Raw genomic sequence first — 25,168 nt, 5'->3', positions numbered from 1 at the left:
GCCACCCTCAGTTGCGGGTGGAGGGGCTCCTGACCTGCTGGTCGCGGCGGGCGACCGCCTCGGTGATCTGGCGGGCGAGGTCCTGCCCGGTGAGTCCGACGCGGCCGAGGATCACGGCCCGCTTGGCGTGCTCCAGGAACTCCTGCGGGATGCCGAACGTGCGGACCGGCACGTCCACGTCGGCGTCGCGCAGCAGCCGGGCCACCGCGTCGCCGACGCCGCCGACGCGGCCGTTGTCCTCGACGACCGCGACCATGCGGTGGGCGCCGGCCGCGAGCACCAGGGCCTCGTCGAGCGGCTTGACCCAGCGCGGGTCGACGACGGTGGCCGAGATGCCCTGGGCGTCGAGCAGCACCGCGGCGTCCAGGCAGGCCCGGGCCATCGGGCCGACGGCGACGATGAGCACGTCGGCGTCACCGGCGCGCAGGACGTCCATCTCGCCGAGCTTGCCGGCCGCCTCGACCGGCTCGGCCACCGGGCCCTTGGGGAAGCGGACGACCGTGGGGCCGTCGGTGACCGACACGGCCTCCTCCAGCAGCTCGGCCAGGCGCTCGCCGTCGCGCGGCACGGCGATGCGCAGGCCGGGCACGACCTGCAGGATCGACAGGTCCCACATGCCGTTGTGGCTGGCGCCGTCGTCGCCGGTGACGCCCGCCCGGTCGAGCACCACGGTGACGGGCAGCCGGTGCAGGGCGACGTCCATGAGGAGCTGGTCGAAGGCGCGGTTGAGGAAGGTGGCGTAGACGGCCACGACCGGGTGCAGCCCGCCGAGCGCCAGCCCGGCCGCGCTGGTCAGCGCGTGCTGCTCGGCGATGCCGACGTCGTAGGTGCGCGCGGGGAAGGCGTCGCGGAAGGCGGCCAGGCCGGTCGGGTGGAGCATGGCGGCGGTGATCGCGACGATGTCCTCGCGGTCCTTGCCGAGCCGGACCAGCTCCTCGCTGAAGACGTCGGTCCAGATGCGGCCCTTGGGCTTCTCGGCGCCGGTGACCCGGTCGAAGGCGCCGGGCGAGTGGAACTGGTCCTCGTCGTGGTTCTCGGCCGGGGAGTAGCCGCGGCCCTTCTGGGTGAGGGCGTGGACGATGACCGGGCCGCGGAAGTCGCGGGCGGTGCGCAGCGCGGCCTCCATGGCCTGCTCGTCGTGGCCGTCGATGGGGCCGACGTACTTCAGGCCGAGGTCCTCGAACATCACCTGCGGGGCGAGGATGTCCTTGACGCCCTTCTTGAAGCCGTGCAGGGCGTCGTACAGGACCGGGACGTTGCCGATCTTCTCCTTGACGTACTCGAGGAAGTCCTCGTAGCGGCGGGTGACCCGCAGTTTGGCCAGGTGGGAGGCGAGCCCGCCGATGGTCGGCGAGTAGGAGCGGCCGTTGTCGTTGACGACGATGACGACCGGCAGGTCCTTGACCGCGGCGATGTTGTTGAGCGCCTCCCAGGCCATGCCGCCGGTCAGCGCCCCGTCGCCGATCACGGCGACGGCCGTGCGGTCGCGCTCGCCGCGCAGCTTGAACGCCTTGCCCAGGCCGTCGGCGTAGGACAGCGCGGTCGAGGCGTGGGAGTTCTCCACGAAGTCGTGCTCGGACTCGGCCTGGCTCGGGTAGCCGGACAGGCCGCCCTCCTGCTTCAGCGCGCCGAAGCCGGCCATGCGGCCGGTCAGGAGCTTGTGGACGTACGCCTGGTGGCCGGTGTCCCAGATGATCGGGTCGCGCGGGGAGTCGAAGACCCGGTGCAGGGCGATGGTCAGCTCGACCACGCCGAGATTGGGCCCGAGATGCCCGCCGAAGCGCGAGCAGGAGTCGACGAGCAGGTCGCGGATCTCGTTCGCCAGCCTCGGCAGCTCCTCGACATCGAGCCGTTTGACGTCGTGCGGTCCCTCAACCGAGCCCAGCAACCCGCTCACGGATGCGATCCCCTCTGCTTCTTGGCACCAGTGGCTTGAAGTCTAGTTCGTGGACGTCCCGCTGACTCCATCGAGTCAAATCCACACGCATTTGTCCGATCTTGACCTAGTCTTGCCTACACTATGAACACTCTCCCCATGCGGAAACTGACGACTGTCCTGGCCACCGGCGTTCTCGTCTCGCTGGTGGGTGTGGGCACGGCGTCAGCCCAGACCGAACCCGTCGCTTCCTCCGGACAGCAGGCCCAGGCCCCCGCGCAGACGGCCCAGACGCTCGCCGCGCCGCCGCGCGGCCGGATGGCCGCCACGGCCAACCCGCTGTACAGGACGGGCACCCTGGCCGACTCCCACTGTTCTCCCGGCGGCCTGCCCAAGGGCAGCACCGCCGCGTACAAGCGTTTCCTGACCCGTGTGACGAACTGCCTGAACGCCTCGTGGTCCACCCAGTTCCGCAAGGCGAAGCTGCCCTTCAGCAAGCCGCGCCTGCGCATCATCACCCGCAAGCTGCGCACGCCGTGCGGCCCGTGGAGCCCGGGCGCCGACGGCATCTACTGCTCCACCGACCGCACCATGTACATGCTGGTGACCAAGACGCAGCTGCGTGACCCGTTCGCGCTGGGCATCACCCGTCTGATGGCGCACGAGTACGGGCACCACGTGCAGAACATCTCCGGCATCTGGAGCTACTACTGGCCGGCCCGCGCCCGCGCCTCCAAGGCGGGCCAGCTCCAGCTCTCGCGCCGCTCCGAGCTGCAGGCCGAGTGCTTCTCCTCCGTCTTCATGCGCACGATCGAGGACACCCTCCCGATCGACCCCGCGCAGTGGGACTACACGGTCGACTGGTTCCGCAAGAACGGCGCCAAGGCCTGGCCGCAGAACGACCACGGCAAGGGCTCCTCGCAGGCGTTCTGGATGAACCGCGGCTACGGCTCGGCCTCCCCCGGCTCCTGCAACACCTGGGCCGCCTCGGCCCGCGCGGTCGCCTAGCCCGCCCTGCTCCATCGGCGCGGTCGTGTCCCCCGGGGACGCGGCCGCGCCGTGCTTTTCCCGCGTTTCCCCAGACAGCCCACCAAATCACCATCAACTGGTCTAGTATCCGCGATCGTGCGTATTCCCCTTGTCGCAGCGTCGGTCTGCGTGATCGCGGGCCTCGGTCTGCCCGGTACGGCCGGCGCGCAGACCGCGGCGGGCGCCCCCACGGCACAGACGGCGTCCGGCGCCCCCCACGCGGCCGCGGCGCCCCCCGCCGTCCTGGCCGAGAACCGGATCTACCGCTCCGGCACCGCCTCCCCGCTGTCCTGCCCCATCCCGGAGATCCGGGAGGGCAGCGCCGCCTCGCTCAAGACGTTCCACCGGGCGATGGCCCGCTGCGCCGACCGGTTCTGGGCCGTCCGGTTCAAGGCCGCCGGCCTCGCCTACACCTCCCCGAAGGTGACGATCACGACGGGCAGCTCGTCGGTCTGCGGCAGGATCACCAGCAACGGCGCCCAGTACTGCCCCGCACAGCGCACCGTCGCCATCCGCATCATGAAGCGGGACCTCACCGACCCGTTCAAGATGAACATCGCCCACTCCGTCGCCCACGAGTGGGGCCACCACGTGCAGCAGCTCACCGGCATGCTGGACGAGCAGAACCGGCTCTACTGGCGGGCCCGCGGCGGCGCCCGCTCCATCGTCAGCCACCGGCTGGAGATGCAGGCCGAGTGCTTCGCCGGCGTCTTCTACAGCGTCGCGCTCGACTCCATCGACCCCGGCATCACCTGGGACCAGTGGATCGGCGCCGTCCGCGAGGCCGAGGAGAGCAAGGTGCACGGCAAGCCGCGCAACCTCGCCTACTGGCAGAACCGCGGCTACACCAGCGGCTCGGCCGGCTCCTGCAACACCTGGAAGGCATCGCTCGCCCGCGTCTCCTGACCGGCCCGGGCCGGGGAGTCAGCCGGTGACGCGGGCCAGGACCTCCAGCGGATCGGCCAGGACGTGGGCGAAGGCCAGCTCGGCCGCCCCCACCAGCGTCGCGTCGTCGGCCAGGGCCGAGGTGCGCAGCCGCAGCCGCTCGCGCTGCGGGCCCATCGCGTTCGTCGCGAGCCGGCTGCGCACCTGGGCCGCCGACCCCAGGTACACCTCGCGCAGCATGCCCCCGAAGATCACCATCTCGGGGTTGAAGATGTTGACCAGGTTGGCCACGCCCAGCCCGAGCCAGCCGCCCACCCGCTTGAGCGCCTCCTGCGCCACGATGTCGCCCCGGTCGGCCGCGTCCACCACGGCCCGCACGGCGTCCCGCCCCTGACGCCCCGCACCGTCCCCGTCGTGGGAGAGCGCATTCGCACGAGTGTCACCGCGCGCAGCCACCCGACCCGCCGCCTCCAGGAGGGCGCGCTCCCCCACCTCGGCCTCCAGGCAGCCGCGCGAGCCGCACCCGCACGGCTGCCCGCCCGGGTTGACCACCATGTGGCCGACCTCGCCGCCGTAACCGTCGTGGCCGCCGAGCAGGTGCCCGCCGGTGATGATGCCGCCCCCGATGCCCACGTCACCGTGCAGGTAGATGAGGTCGCGCACCCCGACGGCCACCCCCCGGCTGTGCTCGGCCAGCGCCGCCAGGTTCGCGTCGTTGCCCACGCTCACCGGCAGCCCCAGGCCCAGCCGGCGGCCCAGCTCCTCACCGAACGGCACCGACTCCGCGCCCAGGTTCGGCCCGAACATGATCACGCCGTCGTCCTTGCGCACGCCGCCGGAGACCGCCGCCGCGGCGCCGACGCACACCGTGTCCGGGCGCGTCTTGCGCCGCATCTGCCGGGCGAAACCGGCCAGCGTCCCGGCCAGCTCGTCCAGGTCGAACGGCCCGCGCCGGCGCGCCGTCTCCCGGCGGTCGAGGATCGCCCCGCCCAGCCCGACCCGGGCCGCGGCCAGCCGGTCGGGGCCCACGTCGAAGGCGAACACGTACACCCGCGACGACTCCGGCCGCACCACCAGCGACGGGCGGCCGGCCCGCCCGGTCTCGCGCGGCAGCTCCTCGCGCACCAGCCCCGCGGCGGTGAGGTCGGAGGTCAGCGCCATGATGGTGCTGCGGTTCAGCCCCATCTTCGCGGTCAGCTCGGCCCGCGAGATCGGCCCCCCGAGGTGGACATGGCGAAGCAGCGCGCCGAGGTTGTGGCGCCTGATGTCCTCCTGCGAGGGGCCGGCACGCATCGTCTGAGCATCCTTGAACGACGGGAAGTCGCTGATCACCTTAGACCAGCGGCGGCCGCGCGCTTGCGGGCCAGGGCGTCGACCCCCGCCGCGAGGAGCAGGACGAAGCCGGTGACCAGGTATTTGACGCTCGAACCGTACTGCATGAGGGCCATGCCGTTGTCGATGACCGCGATGACGGCGCCGCCGAGCACGGCGTCGAGCACCCGGCCCTTGCCGCCGAACAGGCTCGTCCCGCCGATCACCGCCGCGCCCACCGCGTACAGCAGCACGGAGCTGCCGCCCGTGTTCGGGTCCACCGAGCTGGCCCGGGAGGCGGCGACGATGCCGCCGACGGCCGCCATCGCGGAGCAGATGACGAACGCGCTCACCCGGATCCGGTCCACCGCGATGCCGGCCCGGCGGGCCGCCTCGGCGTTGCCGCCGACCGCGTACACGTGCCGGCCGAACGCGGTGCGCCGCAGCACGAACGTCCACAGCACGAGCAGCGCCAGGATGACCGGCACGACGATCGGCACGCCCTTGAGCGAGGCGAACGCCGGGTTGAAGCTGCGCTCCAGGTTGAGCACGTACACCGCCACGCCCGCGAGGACCGCCAGGGCGCCCACCCGGGCGGCGATGAGCGACGGCGGGTCGGCCACCAGGCCGCGCGCGGCCCGCTTGCGCGCCCGCACCACCTGCAGCCCCGCGTACGCGAGCACGCTCAGCGCGTAGAGCGCCCAGCCGAGCGCCGGCGGCAGGTTGCGCTGCGCGACGGCCTTGATGACCGGGTCGTTGATGGAGATGTTCGTGCCCTCGTTCACCAGGACCAGCACGAGACCCTGGAAGGCGAGGAACGCGGCCAGCGTCACCACGAACGACGGGATGCCGACCTTGGCCACGATGGCGCCGAGCACGGTGCCGATGACCGCGCCGGTGACGATCGCGGCGAGCACCCCGACGTACCAGGGCAGCCCCATGTTGGTGAGGGCGACCGCGAGGACGGCCGCGCAGACGCCGCTGGTGAAGCCCGCCGACAGGTCGATCTCGCCGATGAGCAGCACGAACACCAGGCCCATGGCGATCACGGTGATGGCCGCGCCCTGGGTGAAGAGGTTGGCGAAGTTGATGGCGGTGAGGAAGGCGGGCCGCGCCAGCGCGAACGCCGTGCACAGCACCACCAGCCCGAGGACGGCGGGCAGCGCGCCCATGTCGCCGGCGCGCACCCGCTCGGTGTAGGCGCGGGCGCTGTGGGCGATCGACGGCGAGCGCACGGCCGCCGCGACCGCCTCGCCGGGGAGTTCCTTGACCTTGCTGCTCATGCCACAGCCCCGTTCTTGAGGCCGAGGTCTCCGCTCCGGCCGGAAGTGATCAGTTCGACGACCTGGGCGTGCGTCACGTCGGCGGTCTTGACCTGGGCGGCCATCCTGCCGAGGTAGAGCGCCGCGATCCGGTCGGAGACGGCGAAGACGTCGTTCATGTTGTGCGAGATGAGCACGACGGCCAGGCCGTTGTCGGCCAGGCGGCGCACCAGCTCCAGCACCTGCGCGGTCTGGGCGACGCCGAGGGCGGCGGTCGGCTCGTCGAGGATGACGACCTTGCTGTCCCACAGCACGGCCTTGGCGATGGCGACGGTCTGGCGCTGGCCGCCGGACAGGCTGGAGACCAGCTGGCGGATGGACTTGACCGTGCGGACGGAGAGGCTGCTCAGGGTCTGCTCGGCGAGCTCCTCCATGGTGTCCTCGTCCAGGACCACGCCCCTGCGGCGCTCCCGGCCGAGGAACATGTTCTGGACGATGTCCAGGTTGTCGCAGAGCGCGAGGTCCTGGTAGACGATCTCGATGCCGAGCTCGCCCGCGTCGCGCGGGCCGTTCACCTGGACGGGACGGCCGTCGAACAGCAGCTCGCCGTTGTCGATGGGGTGGATGCCGCCGATGCACTTGACCAGCGTCGACTTGCCGGCGCCGTTGTCGCCGACGAGCGCGGTCACCTCGCCGGCGTAGGCGGAGAACGTCACGTCGTGCAGGACCTTCACGGGGCCGAAGCTCTTGTCGATCCCGCGCGCCTCGAGCAGGGGGGTCATGGGTCTCCCTCGGGGAGGGGCGCGGCCAGGTGTCGCCCGGCCGCGCCCCGGATGAGCTTCGTTACTGGATTCCTGCCTCGGTGCACTTGGCGGCGAAGTCGCCCGTGCACAACTCCTCCTTGGTGACGTAGCCGTCGGCGACCACGTCCTTCACGGAGTCGAACGTGATGGACACCGGCTCCATCAGCTCGGACGGGACGTCCTTGCCGGACTCGGGGTCCTTGACGCTGCCGCTCGCCGCCGGCTTCTCGCCCTTGGCCAGCGCGACCGCGAGCTTGGCGGCGGCGTCGGCCTCCTTCTTGACCGCCTTGTAGACGGTCATGCACTGGTCGCCGGCGAGGATGTTCTGCAGGCCCTGCACGGTGGCGTCCTGGCCGGTGACCGGCACCTTGCCGTTGAGCTTGTTCTTCTTCAGCACCGTGATGGCGGCGTTGCCGAGGCCGTCGTTGGCGGCGAGCACGCCGGCGATCTTGGGCTGCGTGGTGAGCATCTGCTCGAAGAGCGTCCCGGCCTGGGTGTTGTCCCAGTCGGGCACGGACTGCTCGGGACCCTTGACGTACTCGCCGGAGTCGAACTTGGGCTTGAGCACGCCGTCGTAGCCGGCCTTGAAGAGGGTGGCGTTGTTGTCGGTCGGCGAGCCGTTGAGGTAGGCCACGATCGGCTTGTCGGCCTTCTTGTCGGCCAGGCACTTGGCCAGGCCCTCGCCCTGGAGCTGGCCGACCTTGGTGTTGTCGAAGCTGACGTAGTAGGCGGCGCCGCCGCCCAGGGTGAGCCGGTCGTAGTCGATGGTGACCACGCCCTGCGAGCGGGCCTTGTCGATCACGGTCTTGCCGGTGCCGCTGTCCAGGTTGACGATCATCAGGACGGTGGCGCCGTTGGTCATCATCTGGTCGGCGATGGTCTGGAAGGCGGTCTTGTCGTTCTGGGCGTTCTGGATGTCGTACTGCACCCCGGCGGCCTTGAACGCCTCCTCCAGGTACTTGCGGTCCGCCGTCTCCCAGCGGGCCGAGGACTTGCTGTCGGGCAGGATGACGCCGATCTTGCCGGCGGCCTTCTGCGAACTCGATGCCGAGGCGCCGGTCGTGCTCTGACCGCCGTCGCCCCCGCAGGCGGTGAGACCGAGGGCGAGCGCGGCGGCCGCGGCGGTCAGGCTGAGGATCCCCTTGCGCATGTGCAGGGTCCTTTCTTCCGGAGGGGCCCGGATGAATGTTGTTTGCGGCAACGTATTCCGCCTCCGGCCACATTGGAAGACCCTCCGGCGGGGCAGTTTGTTGTTCCCAGTAACAATCCAGAAACGTCACCTCAACCGGGCGGAGACCCTCCGCCTCCCACGTCGGGCGAGCTCCGCGCCATCAAGATCTGCCGTATGCCCGCGCCGCCGAGGCCGCTGGGCCAGAATGGCCCGCATGTCCACCACGCCCGAAGATCACGTCGAGACCGCGAACCCCTCCCACCTCAACGCTTACGACATGATCGCCGAGGGGTACGCGGCCGAGAACGAGACGAGCCTCGCGAACGCGTACTACGAACGGCCCGCGATGCTGGAGCTCGCCGGGAATGTGGCCGGAAGACGCATTCTCGACGCCGGCTGCGGCTCCGGTCCCCTGTTCTCCGAGCTGCGCGATCGAGGGGCCATCGTGACCGGCGTCGACGCGAGTGCCGGGATGCTGGAGCAGGCCCGGCAGCGGCTGGGCGCCGACGCGGATCTGCGGGTCGCCGACCTGGCCGGCCCCCTGCCCTTCCCCGACGAGGCGTTCGACGACGTCATCGCGTCCCTGGTGCTGCACTACCTGGAGGACTGGGGACCGACGCTGGCCGAGCTGCGACGCGTGCTGAAGCCTGGCGGCAGACTCCTCGTCTCGGTCGACCATCCTTTCTCCACCACCCTCTTCCAGCACATGGCCGGGGAGAAGCCCAAGTACTTCGAGACCCGCAGTCGGACCGAGGAATGGACCATGGGAGGGCAGACCGCCCGGATGACCTTCTGGCACCGGCCGCTGCACGCGATGACCGAAGCCTTCACCGCGGCGGGCTTTCGCATCAGCGTCATCAGCGAACCGCCCTTCGCACCGGAGGCCCGCGACCTGTTCCCCGAGGAGCTCCGCGAATTCGAGCCCACCCGCACCAGGTTCCTGTGCTTCTTGTTCTTCGTGCTCGAAGCCGGCTAGACGCCCGGAGCGGCGGGTCAGAACGCCACGCTCTGGGTGATCAGCACCACCGCCGACGTGACCGCCACCGCCAGGACCGCGGTCCGGACCTTGCCGCCGTCGAGGTAGCGCCGCAGCGGCCCCGACACGGCGAAGCCGAGCGCCATCGGGACGAGCAGCACGCCGCCCGTCACCAGGGCCCGGGCCGGCAGCCGGTCCACCGCGGCCAGGATGAGCAGCGACTGGGCGGCGCTCAGGAAGAAGAACATGGCCAGGGTCGCGCGGATCTGCGGCCCCTTGGCGTGCTGGTAGACCAGCGCGATCGGCGGGCCGCCGATGCCGGTGGCCGTGCCCGTGACGCCCGAGACGAATCCCGCCCCCGCGATCGTCGCGCCGTTGCGCGGGACGGCCAGAGCGCTCGCCGTGAGGACCACCGCGACCAGCACCATGGCCCCGACCAGGACGCCCAGCGCGTGGACCGACACGTGGACCACGATCACCGCGCCGACGGCGCTGCCCGGCAGTCTGCCGAGGACCGCGAACCCGAGCCCGCGCCAGTCCACCCGTCGCCACTCGGCGGCCAGGGTCAGCAGCGGCAACGTCATGTTCGCCACCTGCATCGCGCCGGGCATCACGCCCGGGTCGACGAGGGTGAGGACGGGCGCGGCGACCAGCCCGAGGCCGAAGCCCACGCTGCCCTGCACGATCGCGCCCACGAAAACCGCAACAGAGCCGATAAGGAGCACTAATTCCGAAGAAGTCACGCGGACGAGTCAATCACCGCCCCTCACGGCGGCCCGGTGCGGGGAGTCCCAGCCGGGGAGTCTCCGCGGGCTGATGGGCGTGCCGTGGGAGTCCCGGTCGGGAGTCGCGGAGAACACGTGAGGACGCCGCCCCCGGATTCCCGAAGGCGGCGTCCTCGCGTCAGGTGTTACTTGGCCAGCAGCGAGCGCAGCACGTACTGCATGATGCCGCCGTGCCGGTAGTAGTCGGCCTCGCCCGGCGTGTCGATGCGGACGACCGCGTCGAACTCCACGTCACCGGCCTTGACGTGCACGGTGCCCGGGATGCCGCCCTTGTTGAGCTCCTCCACCCCGGTGATGTCGAACGTCTCCTCGCCGGTCAGCCCCAGCGACTCGGCCGTGGCGCCCTCCGGGAACTGCAGCGGCAGCACGCCCATGCCGATGAGGTTGGAACGGTGGATGCGCTCGTACGACTCGGCGATGACGGCGCGCACGCCGAGCAGCGCGGTGCCCTTGGCCGCCCAGTCGCGCGAGGAACCGGAGCCGTACTCCTTGCCGGCCAGCACCACGAGCGGCGTGCCGGCGGCGGCGTAGTTGACCGAGGCGTCGTAGATGAACGACACCGGGCCGTCGGCCTGGGTGAAGTCGCGGGTGTAGCCGCCCTCGGTGCCCGGCGCGATCTGGTTGCGCAGGCGGATGTTGGCGAACGTGCCGCGGATCATCACCTCGTGGTTGCCGCGCCGCGAGCCGTAGGAGTTGAAGTCCCTGACCTCGACCCCGTTGGCCTGGAGGTACTGCGCGGCGGGCGTGCCGACCTTGATGGAGCCGGCCGGCGAGATGTGGTCGGTCGTGACCGAGTCGCCCACCTTGACCAGCACGCGGGCGCCGGCGATGTCGGTGACGGGCTCCGGCTTCTCCGGCATGCCCTCGAAGTAGGGGGCCTTGCGGACGTAGGTGGAGTCCGGGTCCCACTCGAACGTGTCGCCCGTCGGGATCGGCAGCGAGCGCCAGTGGTCGTCGCCCTTGAACACGTCGGCGTAGTCGCGCTCGAACATGTCGCGGCCGATGGAGGAGTTGACGACGGCCGAGATCTCCTCCGGCGAGGGCCAGATGTCGCGCAGGAACACCGGCTGCCCGTCGGCGCCCGTGCCGAGCGGCTCGTTGTCGAGGTCGACGTCCATCGTGCCGGCCAGCGCGTACGCCACGACGAGCGGCGGCGAGGCCAGGTAGTTCATCTTGACGTCGGGGTTGATGCGGCCCTCGAAGTTGCGGTTGCCGGACAGCACGGCGGTGACCGCGAGGTCGTTGGCCTGGATCGCCTCGGAGATCTCCTCGGGCAGCGGGCCCGAGTTGCCGATGCAGGTGGTGCAGCCGTAGCCGACGAGGTTGAAGCCGATCTTGTCGAGGTACGGCTGGAGGCCGGAGCGCTCGAAGTAGCCGGTGACGACCTGGGAGCCGGGCGCGAGGGAGGTCTTCACCCACGGCTTGCGGGTCAGGCCCTTCTCCACCGCGTTGCGGGCCAGCAGGGCGGCGCCCAGCATGACGTACGGGTTGGAGGTGTTGGTGCAGGAGGTGATCGCGGCGATGGCGACGATGCCGTGGTCGATCTCGAACGACGTGCCGTCGGCCAGCGTGACCGGCACCTTCTTGTGCGGCCGCTCGCCGTTGAGCGCGGCGGCGTGCGGCTGGTCGGCGCTGCCGTCGTGGCTGATCGCGGGAGCGTCGGAGGCCGGGAACGACTCGTCGGACGCCTCGTCGGCGGGGCCCTGCACGCTGGGCGTGAAGTCCTTGGCGTCCGCGTAGTCCTTGACGACCGCGCGCCAGGCCTTCTTGGCGTCGGACAGCACGATGCGGTCCTGCGGGCGCTTCGGGCCGGCGATGGACGGGACGACCGTGCCGAGGTCGAGCTCCAGGTACTCGGAGAAGACCGGCTCGGGGTCGGACGGGTCCAGCCACAGGCCCTGGGCCTTGGCGTACGCCTCGACGAGCGCGATCTGCTCCTCGGAGCGGCCGGTGAGGCGCAGGTAGTCGACGGTCTGGCCGTCGATCGGGAAGATCGCGCAGGTGGAGCCGAACTCGGGGCTCATGTTGCCGATCGTGGCCCGGTCGGCGAGCGGCACGGAGGAGACGCCCTCGCCGTAGAACTCGACGAACTTGCCGACGACGCCGTGCTTGCGCAGCATCTCGGTGATGGTCAGCACCAGGTCGGTGGCGGTGGCGCCGGCCGGGAGCTTGCCGCTCAGCTTGAAGCCGACCACGCGCGGGATCAGCATGGAGATCGGCTGGCCGAGCATCGCGGCCTCGGCCTCGATGCCGCCGACGCCCCAGCCGAGGACGCCGATGCCGTTCTCCATCGTGGTGTGGGAGTCGGTGCCGACGCAGGTGTCGGGGTACGCCTTGCCGTCACGGGTCATCACGACGCGGGCCAGGTGCTCGATGTTGACCTGGTGGACGATGCCGGTGCCGGGCGGGACGACCTTGAACTCGTCGAAGGCGGTCTGGCCCCAGCGCAGGAACTGGTAGCGCTCGCGGTTGCGCTCGTACTCGCGCTCGACGTTGCGCTGGAAGGCGTCGGGGTGGCCGAAGTAGTCGACGATGACCGAGTGGTCGATGACCATCTCGGCGGGGGCCAGCGGGTTGATGCGGGAGGCGTCGCCGCCGAGGTCGCGCACGGCCTCGCGCATGGTGGCCAGGTCGACGACGCAGGGCACGCCGGTGAAGTCCTGCATGATGACGCGGGCGGGGGTGAACTGGATCTCCACGCTGGGGGCCGCGTTGGGGTCCCACTCGCCGAGCGCCCGGATGTGGTCGGCGGTGATGTTCGCGCCGTCCTCGGTGCGGAGGAGGTTCTCCAGCAGGATCTTCAGGCTGTACGGGAGGCGGGCAGCGCCCTCGACGGCGTCCAGCCGGAAAATCTCGTACGACGCGTCGCCGACGCGTAGCGTGTCACGGCTGCCGAAGCTGTTCGCGGACACGGTGATTCGCCTCCTCCATAGACCGTTGCGTGATCGTGGGGACGCTCGCGGCTGCCTGCCCGCGGCATTGCGCGCGCTATGCCGGATTCGCTCCCAGTTGAATCCTGCCGCACCCCGGGACTGATCAGCACGTTAGGTGACCCTAACCGGTGGTTGCAGCGGTGTCTCGACATCAAGATATCCCGGAAAGTATCTCGACATCAAGTTAACCGGGCTTTCCCGGCCCCGCCGGGGCGTCACACGGGCGTCATACGGGCGTCACACGGGCCCGAGGCGCAGGAAGAGCAGGCCGATGATGGCGACGGAGAGCACGGGGGCGAGGATCTTCTGCTCGAACTTCTTGCCGGTCTTGATGCCGATCTTCCACGGCAGCACGAACTTCACCGACATCGGCCAGAGCACCGGGCAGCCACGCTCGGTCATGCAGTCGCCGAACACGTGGATGAAGCAGCCGAGCGCCACCGCCATGCCGAGCCAGGCGTACCCCACCCCCTGGGAGAGGAAGACGGCGTACAGGCCGGCGGTGAGCCCGACGTTGATGAGCGCCGAGCCCATCTTGTTGCCGGGGATGCCGATGCCGATGGCGCGTAAGGCGAGGCCGATGAGCAGGACCACCAGGATGTCGCGCCCGATCGGGTAGGCGCCGGCCAGCCAGTGGGCGCCCAGCCCGAGCGCGACCGCGAACACCAGGGAGTGGGTGGCGCCGCGGTGGCCGCCGCTCACCCAGCAGACCGCCTTGCTCAGCAGCCAGGTGACGGGGCCGAACGTCTGGGCGATCGTCGCGCTGGGGTGGTCGAGGTCGGGGAGCATGGCCGCGCCCGCGCAGACGAGCGCCCCGGCGATGAACTCGGCCGGGCTCAGCGCGTTGGCCATGATGCCCGTCTCGATGAACCGGCTCGACTCCGTCACCATCGGCAGCGCCGCGAGCGTCGGCGCGAGCCCCAGCCATGCGATGGCCCCGGTCATCGCGTGCGTGTGCCCCATCATGATCCGGACTGTACGGCAAAGCGGGGACAGGCGAGCATGCCGTCGGGGAACGTTCCCGTGACCCTGCCTTGAGGTGGGCCGCGAAGGTCCGCAAACGCAGACGAGGCCGTCTCCACGGCGACAGCACCCCCCAGCCCTGCCGACGCGGAACGACCTCGTCTGCCCTGAACAACGACGCCGTCCCGGATCCTGTTCCCGAATTCCGCGACTTTTTCGTGATCTGCCTCACTCACCCCACGGCGTTGCCAACGACATTCTTCCGATATATCGTTGAAGCATCGCGAACAGTCGCGAGGTATCGCAAAGGAGGACATGTCATGGCAATGTCACACGCAGGCTCCGCGGGCGGCCAGTGGCCCGACGCGCGGGAGTTCAAGCGGGCCGCCCGCGAGGCCGTCCGCACCCTCAGGGCCGCGGCAGGAGCATGGGAGGAGGCGGGCCACCGCCACCGCCACGGTCCGCACGAGGAGCGGCATCGCGGCCGGCGCGGACCGTTCCCGCCCGAGTTCGGCCGCGGCGGCCCCTGGGGCGGTGGCGGCCCGTTCGGCCCGGGAGGCCCGTTCGGTCCCGGCGGCCCGTTCGGCCACCGCGGCTGGGGCGGCCGCGGCCGCAAGGCCAAGCGCGGCGACGTGCGCGCCGCGATCCTTGCGCTGCTCTCCGAGGAGCCGCGCAACGGCTACCAGATCATCCAGGAGATCGCCGAGCGCAGCGAGGGCGGCTGGAAGCCCAGCCCCGGCGCCGTGTACCCGGCGCTCCAGCAGCTCACCGACGAGGGCCTGGTCGTGGCCGAGGAGAACGAGGGCCGCAAGACCTTCCGCCTCACCGACGCCGGCCGGCAGTACATCGAGTCCCACAACGACGAGATCCGCGCCCCGTGGGACGAGATGCGTCCCGACATCGACGACAACGCGGCCGACTTGTGGGACATCGCGCGCCAGTCCGCTTTCGCGATGGTTCAGGTTCTCCAGACCGGATCCGACGCACAGATCCGCGAAGCGCGTAAGACTCTTGTTGAGACCCGGCGCAAGCTCTACCAGATCCTGGCCGACGGCGACCCGGGCGAGGAGTGACCGCATGACCGGCTTCGCAACGGACAGCCGGCTCGGAGAGAGGGAGGCCCCGGTCATGGACCCCAAGGATCTCCGCATCGGCGACGCCGAACGCGAGCGGACGATGGAGGCCCTGCGCGAGCACTTCGCGCAGGGCCGGCTCGACCACCAGGAGCTCGACGAGCGCCTGGACCGTGCCCTGGCCGCCAAGACCGCCCGCGACCTCGCGGACGTCACGGCCGACCTGCCCGGCTCCCCCGCCGTCCACCCCGGGCCGCCCGCGCCCGGTACGCCCGGCGTGCCCGGCATGGACGACTGGAAGGCGGCGATGCGCGCCCACCGGCAGCAGATGGAGCACGTCCACGGCGCCCAGCGCGACATGCGCCGCGCCTACCGCGACATGCGCCGCGGGGGCCGCCGCCACCACGGCCCGCCGCCGTTCGTGCCCATCCTCGGCGTGTTCCTGATCCTCGGGGCGGTCTTCGGCGGGTGGGGCATCCTGAAGGTGCTGTTCGTCCTGTGGATCGTCGGCATGGTGGTCGGCCTCATCCGCCGCAAGTCCGGCCGCTGAGCTCGTCCCGGGGCTGACGGGCGCCCGTCAGCCGAGGGCGCGGTCGAGGTTGAAGGCGGCGCTGATGAGGGCCAGGTGGGTGAATGCCTGCGGGAAGTTGCCCTGCTGCTCGCCGTTCTGCCCGATCTCCTCCGCGTACAGGCCGACGTGGTTGGCGTAGGTGAGCATCTTCTCGAAGGCCAGGCGCGCCTCCTCGACGCGGCCGGCCCGCACGAGCGCCTCCACGTACCAGAACGAGCAGATCGAGAACGTGCCCTCCTCGCCGCGCAGGCCGTCGGGGCTGGCCTCCGGGTCGTAGCGGTAGACGAGCGAGTCCGACACCAGGTCGGCCGTGAGCGCGTCGAGGGTGGACAGCCACTTCGGGTCCGTGGGCGAGATGAACTTGACCAGCGGCATCATCAGCACGGCCGCGTCCAGGACGTCGTCGTCCTCGTGCTGGACGAACGCCTGCCGCTTGGGCGACCAGCCGCGCCGCATGAGCTCCCGGTAGATCGCGTCGCGGGTGTCGCGCCAGCGCGGGATGTCGGCGGGCAGGCCGCGGCGGCGGGCCGTCCGCATGGCCCGCTCGATCGCCACCCAGCACATCAGCCGCGAGTACAGGAAGTTCTTGCGGCCGCCACGGGTCTCCCAGACGCCCTCGTCGGGCTGGTTCCAGTGGGCGCAGACCCAGTCCACCAGGGCGCAGACGTCGTCCCAGTGGTCGCTGGAGATGGGTTTGCCCCACTTGTCGTACAGGTAGACCGAGTCGATGAGGGCGCCGTAGATGTCGAGCTGGAGCTGGTCGGCGGCGGCGTTGCCGACCCGGACGGGGGCCGAGCCCTGGTGTCCCTCCAGGTGGGCCAGCTCGCGTTCGGGCAGCTCGGTGCGGCCGTCGATGCCGTACATGATCTGCAGCGGCCCGGACGGGCCGTCCTCGCGGCGGCAGACGCGGCGGGTGAGGAAGTCCATGAACGCCTCGGCCTCGCCGGTGAAGCCGAGCCGCAGCAGCGCGTACACGGCGAAGGCGGCGTCGCGCACCCACAGGTAGCGGTAGTCCCAGTTGCGCTCGCCACCGAGCTGCTCGGGCAGGCTCGTGGTGGGCGCGGCGACGATCGCGCCGGTGGGCGCGTACGTGAGCAGCTTGAGCGTCAGCGCCGAGCGGTGCACCATCTCCCGCCACCGGCCGCGGTAGCGGGAGGCCGACAGCCAGCGCCGCCAGAACCCGACCGTGGCGGCGAACGCGTCCTCGGCCTCCGCGTGCGGGCAGCCGCGCGGCTCCACGTCCTCGCGCACCCGGTCCAGCGCGAACACCGCCGACTCGCCCTCCCGCAAGGTGAACGCGGCGCGCGCGTCGCGGTCGTCGCACGTGACGGGCACCGTGGCGGTCAGCGCCAGCGTCAGGTCCGGCGAGGAGAAGACGACCAGGCCGTCGCGCCGGGACAGCTCGTGCGGCTGCGCCCCGTACCCGAAGCGCGGCGCCACCCGCGCCCGGAACGGGATCTCCCCGCGCACGCACAGCACCCGCCGGATCAGCCGGTGCCGGTCGGCCTCGCCGGTGTCGACGGTCACCGGCATGAAGTCCTGGATCTCGCCGACGCCGTCGCCGGTGAAGAACCGGGTGATCAGCACGTTGGTGTCGGGGAAGTAGAACTGCTTGGTCCTGGCGGGTACGGCGGCGGCCAGCTCGAACGCGCCGCCCCGGTCGGCGTCCAGGATGGAGGCGAAGACGCTGGGCGAGTCGAAGGCCGGGCAGCAGTACCAGTCGATGGTGCCGTCGGTGCCGACCAGGGCCACGGTGCGCAGGTCGCCGATCAGGCCGTGCTCGGCGATCGGCAGGTAGCGCGAGTCGCCGTCCCCGGACGGGGTCCCGTGAACGGATGCCCCGTGGTCGGATGCCCCGTGGTCGGATGCACCGTGATCGAATGTCGTGGCCATGGCGGCGGCCTCCCCGGACGTCGGGTGTCCTGTCCTTCCATGGTGCTACGCGAAGTGCTTCCTCACGACCCGGGTGTGCAGCGGGAAGGCCAGCTCCCGCGGCCCGTCGAGCAGCAGCCACTCCGTCGTCTCGGCCGTGGGCGCGACCGGCGGCAGGTCGGCCGCCCGGACGCGCGGGCCCAGGGCGAAGACCAGCAGGGTCCCGTCGGGGGCGCTGACCACGTCGAGGAGCCGCACGGCATCGGCGGCGACGACGATGCCCGTCTCCTCCCGCAGCTCCCGGACGGCCGCCTGCTGCCAGGACTCCCCCAGGTCCACGAAGCCGCCGGGCAGCGCCAGCTCCCCGCGGTGCGGCTCGACCGCGCGCCGGACCACCAGCACGCGCTCCTCGACCGGCAGCAGCATCACCGCGACCGGCAGCGGGTTGAGGTAGCTGGTGTTGCCGCAGGCTGAACAGGTGCGCGGCCACGCCTGGCCGGGGGCGAAGGCCGTGCCGCAGAAGGAGCAGTGCGCGTTCCTGGTCACGACGGTGTCAGTCGTTCGCGGCGACGAACAGGAAGTTCTGGGGGAAGCCCCTGGCCTCGCGGGGCAGCGGCGGGTTCCAGGGCCACCGGCCGTAGGAAGCGCCTTCCTCGCCCGGCATCCGCAGCTCCGTCACCCGCCAGCCGCAGCCGGACAGGAACTCCTCCGGCTCGTCGGTGCCGAACAGCCACGGGCAGCCGTCCTCGGTCAGCCGGCGCAGCCCCTCCTTCGAGAACTCGCTGACCATGGACTGGTGGCTGAGCAGGTCCCCGGCGAGCACGCTCCCCGGGGCGCCGGCCGCCGCCACCCGTTGGAGCAGCAGGCGGGCGGCCGGCTCCGGCAGGTAGAACAGCAGGCCCTCCGCCAGCCACAGCGTGGGCGCCGACGGGTCCCAGCCGGCCTCGCGCAGCGCCCGCGGCCAGTCGCCGGTGAGGTCGGCGCCGACGGCCCGCCGGTCGCAGGCGTGCCGGGCGCCCAGGTCGGCGAGCCGCTTGTCCTTCTCCGCCAGCAGGTCCGCCTGGTCGACCTCGTACAGGACGGTCCCCGGGGGCCACGGCAGCCGTACGGAGCGGGTGTCCATGCCGGCCGCGAGCAGCACGACCTGGCCGAAACCCCCATGGCCGATCAGGTCGTCCAGGTAGCGGGTGCGGATGGCGATGAACTCGCCGACCCCGGGGTTGTCGTAGCGGGCGAAGAGGGTCGTGCCCTCCTGCCCGGCGAGCTGCTCGGCGTACGGGTCCGTGAAGATCGCGTCCTCGCGGCGCGACTCCTTGGCCCGCGCGGCGGCGGTCCAGCGGGCGGTGGCGGCGACAGCGTGCATGAACGATCCTTCGCGGGTCAGCGGCGGGTGGCGGGGCTCTGGACCTGTTCGAGCAGGCGCCGCATCTGCTCCGGGATCCGCGCGGGCACCATGCGGCCGTGCTCGTCCGGGCGCACGCAGGCGATCCGCTGCTCGCCGGTGGCGACCAGCTCCTCTCCGCCGCCCGGGAGCTGGCGCCAGTACTCGTACGTCATCACGGACTGGGTCTGGCCCAGCTCCCCCTGCCGCATCCGGATGACCACCTCGTCGAACACGGCGAGTTCCCGCAGGTAGTCGCAGCGGCAGCTCACCGTGAGCAGCCGCACCCCGTCGGCGAAGCCGGCCACCACGTCCGGGACGAAGTCGCGCAGGAACATCTCCCGGGCGCGTCCCTGCCAGCGGATGTAGTTGACGTAGTTGACGTTGCCCAGCAGGTCGGTGTCCTCGATGCCGACGACGTGCCGGTACTCGTACGCGTCCCCCTTCATCGCAGCTCCCCGGCCTTGCCCGCGTCCGGGTCGGTCTCGGCGAGGACGGCGAGCACCACAGGCGCCGGCACGCCGCGCAGCCGGGTGGACAGCGTCAGGATCCGGCGCCCGCCGGCGGACAGTCCCACCCAGCCGCCCTCCCTGGCCGAGTCGAAGGTGACGGCCGTGCCGACGGGCAGGCCGGCCTTGACCAGGCATTCGGCGGCCGTCCAGATGCGCGTGGCGGCCGTGTCGGCGTCCTCGCCGGTCTCCTCGGCGACGGTCTCGGCCAGCGCGAGCCGGTCGGCGCCGAGCAGCGACGCCCACGCCTCCTCGCTCCTGGGGGTGACGGTCTCCAGGTCGCATCCGGCCGTGGTCGTCGCCATGGTCACGCCGGCGGCGTGCGAAACGGACACGGTGTCTCCGCCCACCACCTCGGGCCTGCCGTCCGGCCGCCAGACGACCTCCGCCTCGGCGCCGAGCAGCCGCCGGACCGCCAGCAGGCTCGCCTGCCGCCGCTCCAGTCCGTCGCCGTCCACGTCGAGGACGACGCGCCCCGCCAGCTCCTGCTCGATGAGCACGTGCTCCAGGTACGAGCCGAGCAGCACGGGGACCCACTCGCGGGGCACCTCGTACTTGCTGACGAGCTGCGTCCGGAAGCCCTGCCAGGTCTCGACCACCCGGCCGTCGCGGTCGGTGACCTCGATGTCCCAGCACTTGTCGTCGTACCGGTGCCGGATGTAGACGTCGGTGGCCTGCGCGCCCGCGCGGGGGCCGGGCACGACGCGGTCCACGCCGAGGGGGATGGCCAGCACGGTCGGCCCGCAGGTCTGCATCGGCTGCATGTACGCGTCGCGGGCGGCCGGGTCGCCGAGCAACAGCCGGTCGGGCAGGTAGCGGCCGAACCAGGCCGAGCCCGTGCCGGGCAGGAGCCGGCCGGTGACGTGCTGGGCGCCGGTGCGGTGGATGCTCTCGACGAGCTTGAACCGCGGCCCGTGGAAGAGCATCGGCCCGTACAGGTCCGTGGCGGGCTCGAACGCCATCGGCGGCAGCGCCACGTCGTCGCGCCGCACCAGCCCGAGCGGCTCGGGCTCGCCGGCGCCCCGGGAGTAGTCGCAGACCGCCCGGAAGTGGTCGACCTGGAACTTGGTCGCGCTGGTGCGGACCACGGCGGCCACCCGGCCCGGCCCGACGCGCAGCGCCGCCACCCGGACCGTCACCGGGGCGTCCTCGGGCACGACGATGGCCCGCAGGAACTCGACGTCCTCCAGGACGGGCACGGCGTCCACGCCGAGCAGGCCGGCCGCGGCCTGGGCCATCATCTCCATGCCGACCGTGCCGGGGACGACGGCGCCCTCGCCGCCGCCGAAGACGTGCTCGGCGAGGTAGGGGTCGCCGGCCCAGCTCACCTCGGAGTCGGCGACGAGCTCGACGCCGGGGTAGTGGACGCGCGGCCGCTCCAGGAAGCGCAGCAGCGGCAGGTCGTCGCAGCCCTCGCGGCCGGCGGCGAAGGTGACGGTCGGCAGGTCGCCGAAGCGGCCGGTGACGACGGTGACGACGGGCGCGCCGGAATCGGCGACGAGGGCGCGGAGCATGGCGACGCCCTGGTCGGGGGTGATGGTGGTGACGCCGACGCGGGCGAGGCTCTCCACCGAGCCGAGCCGTTCGCCCATGCCGACGCCGGACCACAGGGACCACTCGACGGCGCGGCACCGGCAGTGCGGCAGCTCGCGGGCCAGCCGTTCGACGAGGTCGCTCTGCCACTCGTTGGCGATCGCGTAGTGGGCCTCGCCGCGTAGCCCGGCCCGTCCGGTGATGCTGCCGAACGTGACGAGCAGCCGCAGGGCCGCGGTGTCCACGGCGGCCAGCACGGCCCGCAGGCCGGCGACCTTGGGGTCGATGGTGGCGGTGTAGTCGTCGCCGGTGAGCTCCTGGAGCAGCTTGGGCACGTTGCCGCCGGCCCCGTACAGCACGCCGGTGACCCGGCCGAGGTCGCCCTCGACGGCGGCGACCGCCTCGGCCACCGCCGCGGGGTCGGTGACGTCGGCGCGCAGGTAGCGGGCGGTCACACCGGTGGCGGCCATCCGTTCCAGGTTGGCGGCCAGCTCGGTGTCCCGCTCGGGGTCGGAGCGGCCCAGCAGGGCGAGGCGGGCGCCCGTCTCCCTGGCCAGGCTGAGGGCGCACTCGGCGGTGATGCCCTTGCCGCCGCCGGTGACGAGCAGCACGTCGTCCGGGCCGAGCGGGATCTCGTCGCCGTCCAGTTCGACCGGGGTCAGGACGGGCTCGGTGCGGGTGCCGTCCGCGTCGTAGCAGACCTCGGTGAATCCGCTGGTGGCGGTGACTTCGGCGGCGGCTCGCGCGGGCGCGGCGGCGTCGAGCGGGAGGGTGACGACGGTGGTGGCGACCCAGGGCGCCTCCAGGTGGAGGGTCTTGGCGAAGCCGGCTCCGCCGGGCTCCTCCTGGAGGATCGCGCAGCGGGTGACGTCCTTGTCGGCGAGCACCGCGTCGGCCGCGGCGCGCAGCACCGCCAGCCGCTCGGCGTCCAGCCTTTCGAGGTCCGCGGTGTCCGGCGCCGGGGGCAGGATCGCCAGGACGCCGGTGCCGGCCTCCGCCTCCTCCAGGGCGGCGCGCAGCGCCTCGGCGGCGGGATGCTCGCCGACGACGCGCCAGCGGCCGGGGCTGCGCGGAGCCGTGCGGCGCGGCGGCCCGTTCTCCCTCCTCGCCACCGCGAAGCCGTGCACCCAGGGCGCGACGCCGGGCGGGACGATCCGGGCCGCGGCCGTCTCGGCGTCCTCGGCCGGCGCCTGGCCGGTGGCGACGAGCTCCTCCAGCGTCTCGGCGACCTGGCCGAGCGTGGCGGTGGCGTACCCGGTGGGCGCGGCGGGCTCGGACAGCCCGAGGCGGCGCATGGCCTCGCCGACGATCTCGCCCACCACGATCGAGCTGAGGTGCAGGTCGTCCAGGAACTTGCTGTCGGCCTGCACCGCCTCCAGCGGGAACTCGGCGTGCGCGGCGACCAGCCGGCGCAGCAGGAGCAGCGGGTCGCCGGCCGGCTCGTCGTCCGCGGCCGGCTCCGGCGCCGCGGCCGCCGCCGGGGCCGCCGCGCCGCCGGTCAGCAGCGCGGCGTCGATCTCCGGGACGACCTCGCACAGGTTGGTGATGAAGGTGGGCGTGGCGGCCGGGTCGAAGGGGCGGGTGAAGCGGTCCTCGAACAGGGCGCCGACCTTCACGGCGGCGCCGACGGCGAACGCGGCGCCCAGCGTGCGCAGGATGCCGCCCAGCGACTCGTCGTCCGTGCGCGTGGCGACGGCGGGCACGCTCACGATGTCGCCCGCGAGCTGGGTGAGCACCTGGCCGGGGCCCACCTCGACGAGCAGGTCGGCGTCCTTGGCGGCGGCGGCGAGCGCCTCGGCGAAGCGGACGGGCGCGGTGATCTGCTCGCGCAGCAGGTCGAGGGGCTCGCCGACGACCGGCGCCCCGGTCACGGTCGAGACGACGTGCCGTCGGACGGGCGCCGGGCTCTCCTCGGCCAGCGTGCCCGCGAAGACGCCGGCGGCCGGGGCGACCAGCGGCGAGTGGAAGGCGTGCGAGACGGGCAGCCGGACGGCCTGCAGTCCCTGGCGGGTCGCCCGTTCCACGACCCGGGTCACCGCCTCGGCGGGCCCGGAGACCACGGTCTGGCGCGGGGAGTTGAGCCCGGCCACGACCACGGGGTCGTCGCCGATGAGCGCGGTCACGGTGTCGTGGTCGGCGGTGATGCTCGCCATCGCCCCGCCGCTCTCGGACAGCTCGCTCATCGCGCGTCCGCGGGCGGCGGCGAGGCGCAGCACCGCGCTCTCGTCGAACGAGCCGGCCCAGTGCAGCGCGACGAGTTCGCCGAGGCTGTGGCCGACCGCGCTGCCGGCCTCGACGCCCAGCTCGGACAGCACCCGCAGCCCGGCGACGGAGGCGGTCACGATGCGCGGCTGGGCGACGGCGGTCTCGACCTGGTCGCCGCCGGCGGGCAGCGCGGCCGTCTCGTACAGCTCGTCGACCGTGTCGAAGCGGCGGCGCAGCGCCCCGCCGTCGGAGCGCGTGCCGGAGCCCTGGCCGGGGAACATGAGCACGATGCGCGGCAGCTCGCCCAGGGCGCCGAGGAAGATCCCGGCCGCGGGGTCGATGTGCCGCTCCGTGCCCTGCCCGGCCAGCTCGGCGACCCGGCCCAGTCGTTCGGCCAGCTCGGCGGGCGTCCCGGCGACGACCGCGGCGCGCCGCGCCCGGCGGCCGAGCCCGCGCGCGAGGTGCGCGGCGAGGTCGGGCAGCTCCGAGCGGGACATGCCCACGGCGACCGCGGCCAGGCGCTCGGCCTCGTGGCGCAGGTCGCCGGCCGTGTCGGCGTCGAGGCAGAACAGCTCCGCGTCCTGGGGCGAGTTCATGAGCGTGCGGGTGCGGCCGTCCAGGCGGGGCCGGCGGGGGCGCGGGGACTCGATCACGACGTGCGTGTTGATGCCGCCGAAGCCCATGGCGCTGACGCCCGCGCGCAGCGGCGCGCCGGCCGGCCACGGCTCGGCCTTGCGCAGCGCGCGCAGGGCGGGCGACTCGCCGGACAGCAGCTTGTGCGGCCGTTCGCAACCGGTGGTGGGCGGCAGCACCGCGCTGTTGACCGCCATGACCGCCTTGATCAGGCCGGCCATGCCGGCGGCGGCCTTCGTGTGGCCGATGTTGGCCTTGACGGAGCCGATGACCGCGGGCGGCGCGTCCGGGGCGGCGGCCCGGCGGGCCTCGGAGATCGTCTGGAGCTCGGCGGTGTCGCCCACGGCGGTGCCGGTGCCGTGGCCCTCGAAGTACGGCACCTCGTCGATGCCGAACCCGGCGCGGGCGTAGGCGCGGTCGAGGCAGAGCCGCTGGCCGTCGGACTCGGGCCGGGTGATGCCGCCCGCGCCGTCCGACGACACGCCCCAGCCGGCGACGAGGGCGTGCACGCGGTGGCCCCGGGCGACGGCGTCCTCCTCGCGCATCAGCACGACCATGCCGCAGCCCTCGCCGGGCCAGAACCCGGCGGAGCGCCGGTCGTAGACGCGCATCTCGTCGGCGGCGAGCGCGCCGGCCCGGGAGAAGCCGATCAGCTCGTTCGGGTCGATGCTGATGTCCACCCCGCCCGCGACGGCGACGTCGAGGTCGCCGGAGACGAGCGCGTTGCAGGCCGTGGTGAGCGCGAGCAGCGACGAGGCGCAGGCGCCGTCCACGGCGTAGCCGCCGCCGTTGAGGTCGAAGTGGTTGCAGATGCGCCCGGCGATCGTGTTGGACAGGCCGCCGGCCAGGTAGTCGCCGTCGGGCACGGGGAAGGGCGCCTTGTAGTCGCGTTCCATGCGGGCGAGCAGCTCGGCGAGCTGCTCGGTGTCCATCGTCCCCTCCAGGGCGCCGGCGACGACACGGCGCACGTACGGCCAGCGCAGCCTGATCCCGGCGGCGCGCTGGCCCTCGCCGGTGAGCGAGTTGCCGACGACCACGCCGGTGGTCTCGTGCGGCGCGCCCTTGCCGTCGGGGAAGCCCGCGTCGGCCAGCGCCTCGGCCGCCACCTCCAGCGCGAGCCAGTGCACCATGTCGGTGTTGCGGTACGTCGTCCCCGCCACCTTGAACCGCAGCCGGTCGAACTCCCAGTCGCGTAACAGCGCCGCCTCGGTCGTGTAGAAATGGTCGGGCGCGGTGCGGTCCGCGGACCAGTAGTCGGACAGCCGGATGCGTTCCGGGGGCAGCCGGCGAAAGGCCCGGCGGCCGGCCACGGCGTTGTCCCACAGCTCACCGGCCGTGGAGGCGTCGGGAAAACGGCATGCCATGCCGACGACGGCGATACGAGAAGTCACGGGAAT

The 25,168-nt window shown here is 72.4% G+C and carries 18 protein-coding genes; 5 read left to right on the top strand and 13 right to left on the bottom strand.

The genetic code is table 11. The annotated features are described in order from the left end of the window. Positions 1-7 precede the first annotated feature (7 nt). Positions 8-1,888, bottom strand: coding sequence for a 1-deoxy-D-xylulose-5-phosphate synthase (gene dxs, locus HD595_RS30165; protein ID WP_253781372.1), 1,881 nt, complete (start codon positions 1,886-1,888; stop codon positions 8-10). 147 nt (positions 1,889-2,035) lie between these two features. On the opposite strand from dxs, the gene HD595_RS30160 reads away from it, so the two are divergent. Together HD595_RS30160 and HD595_RS30155 are read left to right on the top strand one after the other, a co-directional pair. Beyond that, positions 2,036-2,884, top strand: a complete 849-nt coding sequence (locus HD595_RS30160; RefSeq protein ID WP_253774872.1) for a neutral zinc metallopeptidase — start codon at positions 2,036-2,038, stop codon at positions 2,882-2,884. 117 nt (positions 2,885-3,001) lie between these two features. After that, entirely contained in the window at positions 3,002-3,811 is an 810-nt protein-coding gene (locus HD595_RS30155; RefSeq protein WP_253774870.1) for a neutral zinc metallopeptidase, read from the top strand. 18 nt (positions 3,812-3,829) lie between these two features. Here HD595_RS30155 and HD595_RS30150 read toward each other — a convergent pair whose 3' ends face one another. The 4 genes from HD595_RS30150 to HD595_RS30135 all read right to left on the bottom strand — a co-directional run bounded on the left by HD595_RS30150 (position 3,830) and on the right by HD595_RS30135 (position 8,316). Continuing rightward, on the bottom strand, positions 3,830-5,083 hold the full coding sequence (locus tag HD595_RS30150; RefSeq protein WP_253774868.1) for an ROK family transcriptional regulator: 1,254 nt from the start codon (positions 5,081-5,083) through the stop codon (positions 3,830-3,832). A 35-nt stretch (positions 5,084-5,118) separates the two neighbouring features. Continuing rightward, on the bottom strand, positions 5,119-6,384 hold the full coding sequence (locus HD595_RS30145; protein WP_253774866.1) for a sugar ABC transporter permease: 1,266 nt from the start codon (positions 6,382-6,384) through the stop codon (positions 5,119-5,121). After that, positions 6,381-7,145 carry an ATP-binding cassette domain-containing protein gene (locus HD595_RS30140; RefSeq protein ID WP_253774861.1) on the bottom strand — a complete coding sequence of 255 codons (765 nt, stop codon included), beginning with the start codon at positions 7,143-7,145 and terminating at the stop codon, positions 6,381-6,383. The genes HD595_RS30145 and HD595_RS30140 overlap by 4 nt, the downstream gene beginning before the upstream one ends. A 61-nt stretch (positions 7,146-7,206) precedes the next feature. Continuing rightward, on the bottom strand, positions 7,207-8,316 hold the full coding sequence (locus HD595_RS30135; RefSeq protein WP_253774859.1) for a sugar ABC transporter substrate-binding protein: 1,110 nt from the start codon (positions 8,314-8,316) through the stop codon (positions 7,207-7,209). A gap of 226 nt (positions 8,317-8,542) precedes the next feature. On the opposite strand from HD595_RS30135, the gene HD595_RS30130 reads away from it, so the two are divergent. Beyond that, positions 8,543-9,313: a class I SAM-dependent methyltransferase gene (locus HD595_RS30130; protein ID WP_253774857.1), complete on the top strand. Its 771-nt coding sequence runs from the start codon at positions 8,543-8,545 to the stop codon at positions 9,311-9,313. Between the two features lie 17 nt (positions 9,314-9,330). Here the strand turns inward: HD595_RS30130 and HD595_RS30125 are convergent, their stop codons facing one another. From HD595_RS30125 to HD595_RS30115, 3 genes are all read right to left on the bottom strand, one after another. Further along, positions 9,331-10,008: a sulfite exporter TauE/SafE family protein gene (locus HD595_RS30125; RefSeq protein WP_253774855.1), complete on the bottom strand. Its 678-nt coding sequence runs from the start codon at positions 10,006-10,008 to the stop codon at positions 9,331-9,333. A 215-nt stretch (positions 10,009-10,223) separates the two neighbouring features. Further along, positions 10,224-13,016 carry an aconitate hydratase AcnA gene (gene acnA, locus HD595_RS30120; protein WP_253781371.1) on the bottom strand — a complete coding sequence of 931 codons (2,793 nt, stop codon included), beginning with the start codon at positions 13,014-13,016 and terminating at the stop codon, positions 10,224-10,226. A 252-nt stretch (positions 13,017-13,268) separates the two neighbouring features. Beyond that, positions 13,269-13,997, bottom strand: a complete 729-nt coding sequence (locus tag HD595_RS30115; protein WP_253774853.1) for a metal-dependent hydrolase — start codon at positions 13,995-13,997, stop codon at positions 13,269-13,271. A gap of 317 nt (positions 13,998-14,314) precedes the next feature. Here HD595_RS30115 and HD595_RS30110 point away from each other — a divergent pair, with 317 nt between their 5' ends. After that, positions 14,315-15,067 (top strand): PadR family transcriptional regulator, encoded by a 753-nt coding sequence (locus HD595_RS30110; protein ID WP_253774851.1) that lies wholly within the window; start codon positions 14,315-14,317, stop codon positions 15,065-15,067. 4 nt (positions 15,068-15,071) lie between these two features. Beyond that, entirely contained in the window at positions 15,072-15,617 is a 546-nt protein-coding gene (locus HD595_RS30105) for a DUF1707 SHOCT-like domain-containing protein (RefSeq protein WP_253774849.1), read from the top strand. 27 nt (positions 15,618-15,644) lie between these two features. Here HD595_RS30105 and HD595_RS30100 read toward each other — a convergent pair whose 3' ends face one another. The 5 genes from HD595_RS30100 to HD595_RS30080 are packed head-to-tail and all read right to left on the bottom strand — an operon-like array spanning position 15,645 to position 25,162. Further along, entirely contained in the window at positions 15,645-17,531 is a 1,887-nt protein-coding gene (locus HD595_RS30100; protein ID WP_253774847.1) for a glycoside hydrolase family 15 protein, read from the bottom strand. A gap of 45 nt (positions 17,532-17,576) precedes the next feature. Next, positions 17,577-18,056, bottom strand: coding sequence for an NUDIX domain-containing protein (locus tag HD595_RS30095; RefSeq protein WP_253774845.1), 480 nt, complete (start codon positions 18,054-18,056; stop codon positions 17,577-17,579). A gap of 7 nt (positions 18,057-18,063) precedes the next feature. Further along, complete coding sequence (locus HD595_RS30090) at positions 18,064-18,873, bottom strand: class I SAM-dependent methyltransferase (protein ID WP_253774843.1); 810 nt, start codon at positions 18,871-18,873, stop codon at positions 18,064-18,066. 17 nt (positions 18,874-18,890) lie between these two features. Then, positions 18,891-19,340, bottom strand: a complete 450-nt coding sequence (locus tag HD595_RS30085; protein ID WP_253774842.1) for an acyl-CoA thioesterase — start codon at positions 19,338-19,340, stop codon at positions 18,891-18,893. Further along, entirely contained in the window at positions 19,337-25,162 is a 5,826-nt protein-coding gene (locus HD595_RS30080; protein WP_253774840.1) for a type I polyketide synthase, read from the bottom strand. The genes HD595_RS30085 and HD595_RS30080 overlap by 4 nt, the downstream gene beginning before the upstream one ends. Positions 25,163-25,168: the final 6 nt, after the last annotated feature.

The sequence above is a fragment of the Nonomuraea roseoviolacea subsp. carminata genome, from assembly GCF_024172185.1.
GTDB classification, from domain to species: Bacteria; Actinomycetota; Actinomycetes; order Streptosporangiales; family Streptosporangiaceae; genus Nonomuraea; species Nonomuraea roseoviolacea.
The sequence above is the reverse complement of the archived record's forward strand: the minus strand, read 5'-3'. Positions and strand labels throughout refer to the sequence as shown.

Excerpts from the sequence above, each read along its gene's own strand:
- HD595_RS30110 (WP_253774851.1), top strand. The coding sequence starts at position 14,315 with ATGGCAATGTCACACGCAGGCTCCGCGGGCGGCCAGTGGCCCGACGCG.
- HD595_RS30130 (WP_253774857.1), top strand. The coding sequence starts at position 8,543 with ATGGCCCGCATGTCCACCACGCCCGAAGATCACGTCGAGACCGCGAAC.
- HD595_RS30150 (WP_253774868.1), bottom strand. The coding sequence starts at position 5,083 with ATGCGTGCCGGCCCCTCGCAGGAGGACATCAGGCGCCACAACCTCGGC.
- HD595_RS30140 (WP_253774861.1), bottom strand. The coding sequence starts at position 7,145 with ATGACCCCCCTGCTCGAGGCGCGCGGGATCGACAAGAGCTTCGGCCCC.
- HD595_RS30135 (WP_253774859.1), bottom strand. The coding sequence starts at position 8,316 with ATGCGCAAGGGGATCCTCAGCCTGACCGCCGCGGCCGCCGCGCTCGCC.
- HD595_RS30100 (WP_253774847.1), bottom strand. The coding sequence starts at position 17,531 with ATGGCCACGACATTCGATCACGGTGCATCCGACCACGGGGCATCCGAC.
- HD595_RS30085 (WP_253774842.1), bottom strand. The coding sequence starts at position 19,340 with ATGAAGGGGGACGCGTACGAGTACCGGCACGTCGTCGGCATCGAGGAC.
- HD595_RS30105 (WP_253774849.1), top strand. The coding sequence starts at position 15,072 with ATGACCGGCTTCGCAACGGACAGCCGGCTCGGAGAGAGGGAGGCCCCG.
- HD595_RS30160 (WP_253774872.1), top strand. The coding sequence starts at position 2,036 with ATGCGGAAACTGACGACTGTCCTGGCCACCGGCGTTCTCGTCTCGCTG.
- HD595_RS30115 (WP_253774853.1), bottom strand. The coding sequence starts at position 13,997 with ATGATGGGGCACACGCACGCGATGACCGGGGCCATCGCATGGCTGGGG.
- HD595_RS30090 (WP_253774843.1), bottom strand. The coding sequence starts at position 18,873 with ATGCACGCTGTCGCCGCCACCGCCCGCTGGACCGCCGCCGCGCGGGCC.
- HD595_RS30145 (WP_253774866.1), bottom strand. The coding sequence starts at position 6,384 with ATGAGCAGCAAGGTCAAGGAACTCCCCGGCGAGGCGGTCGCGGCGGCC.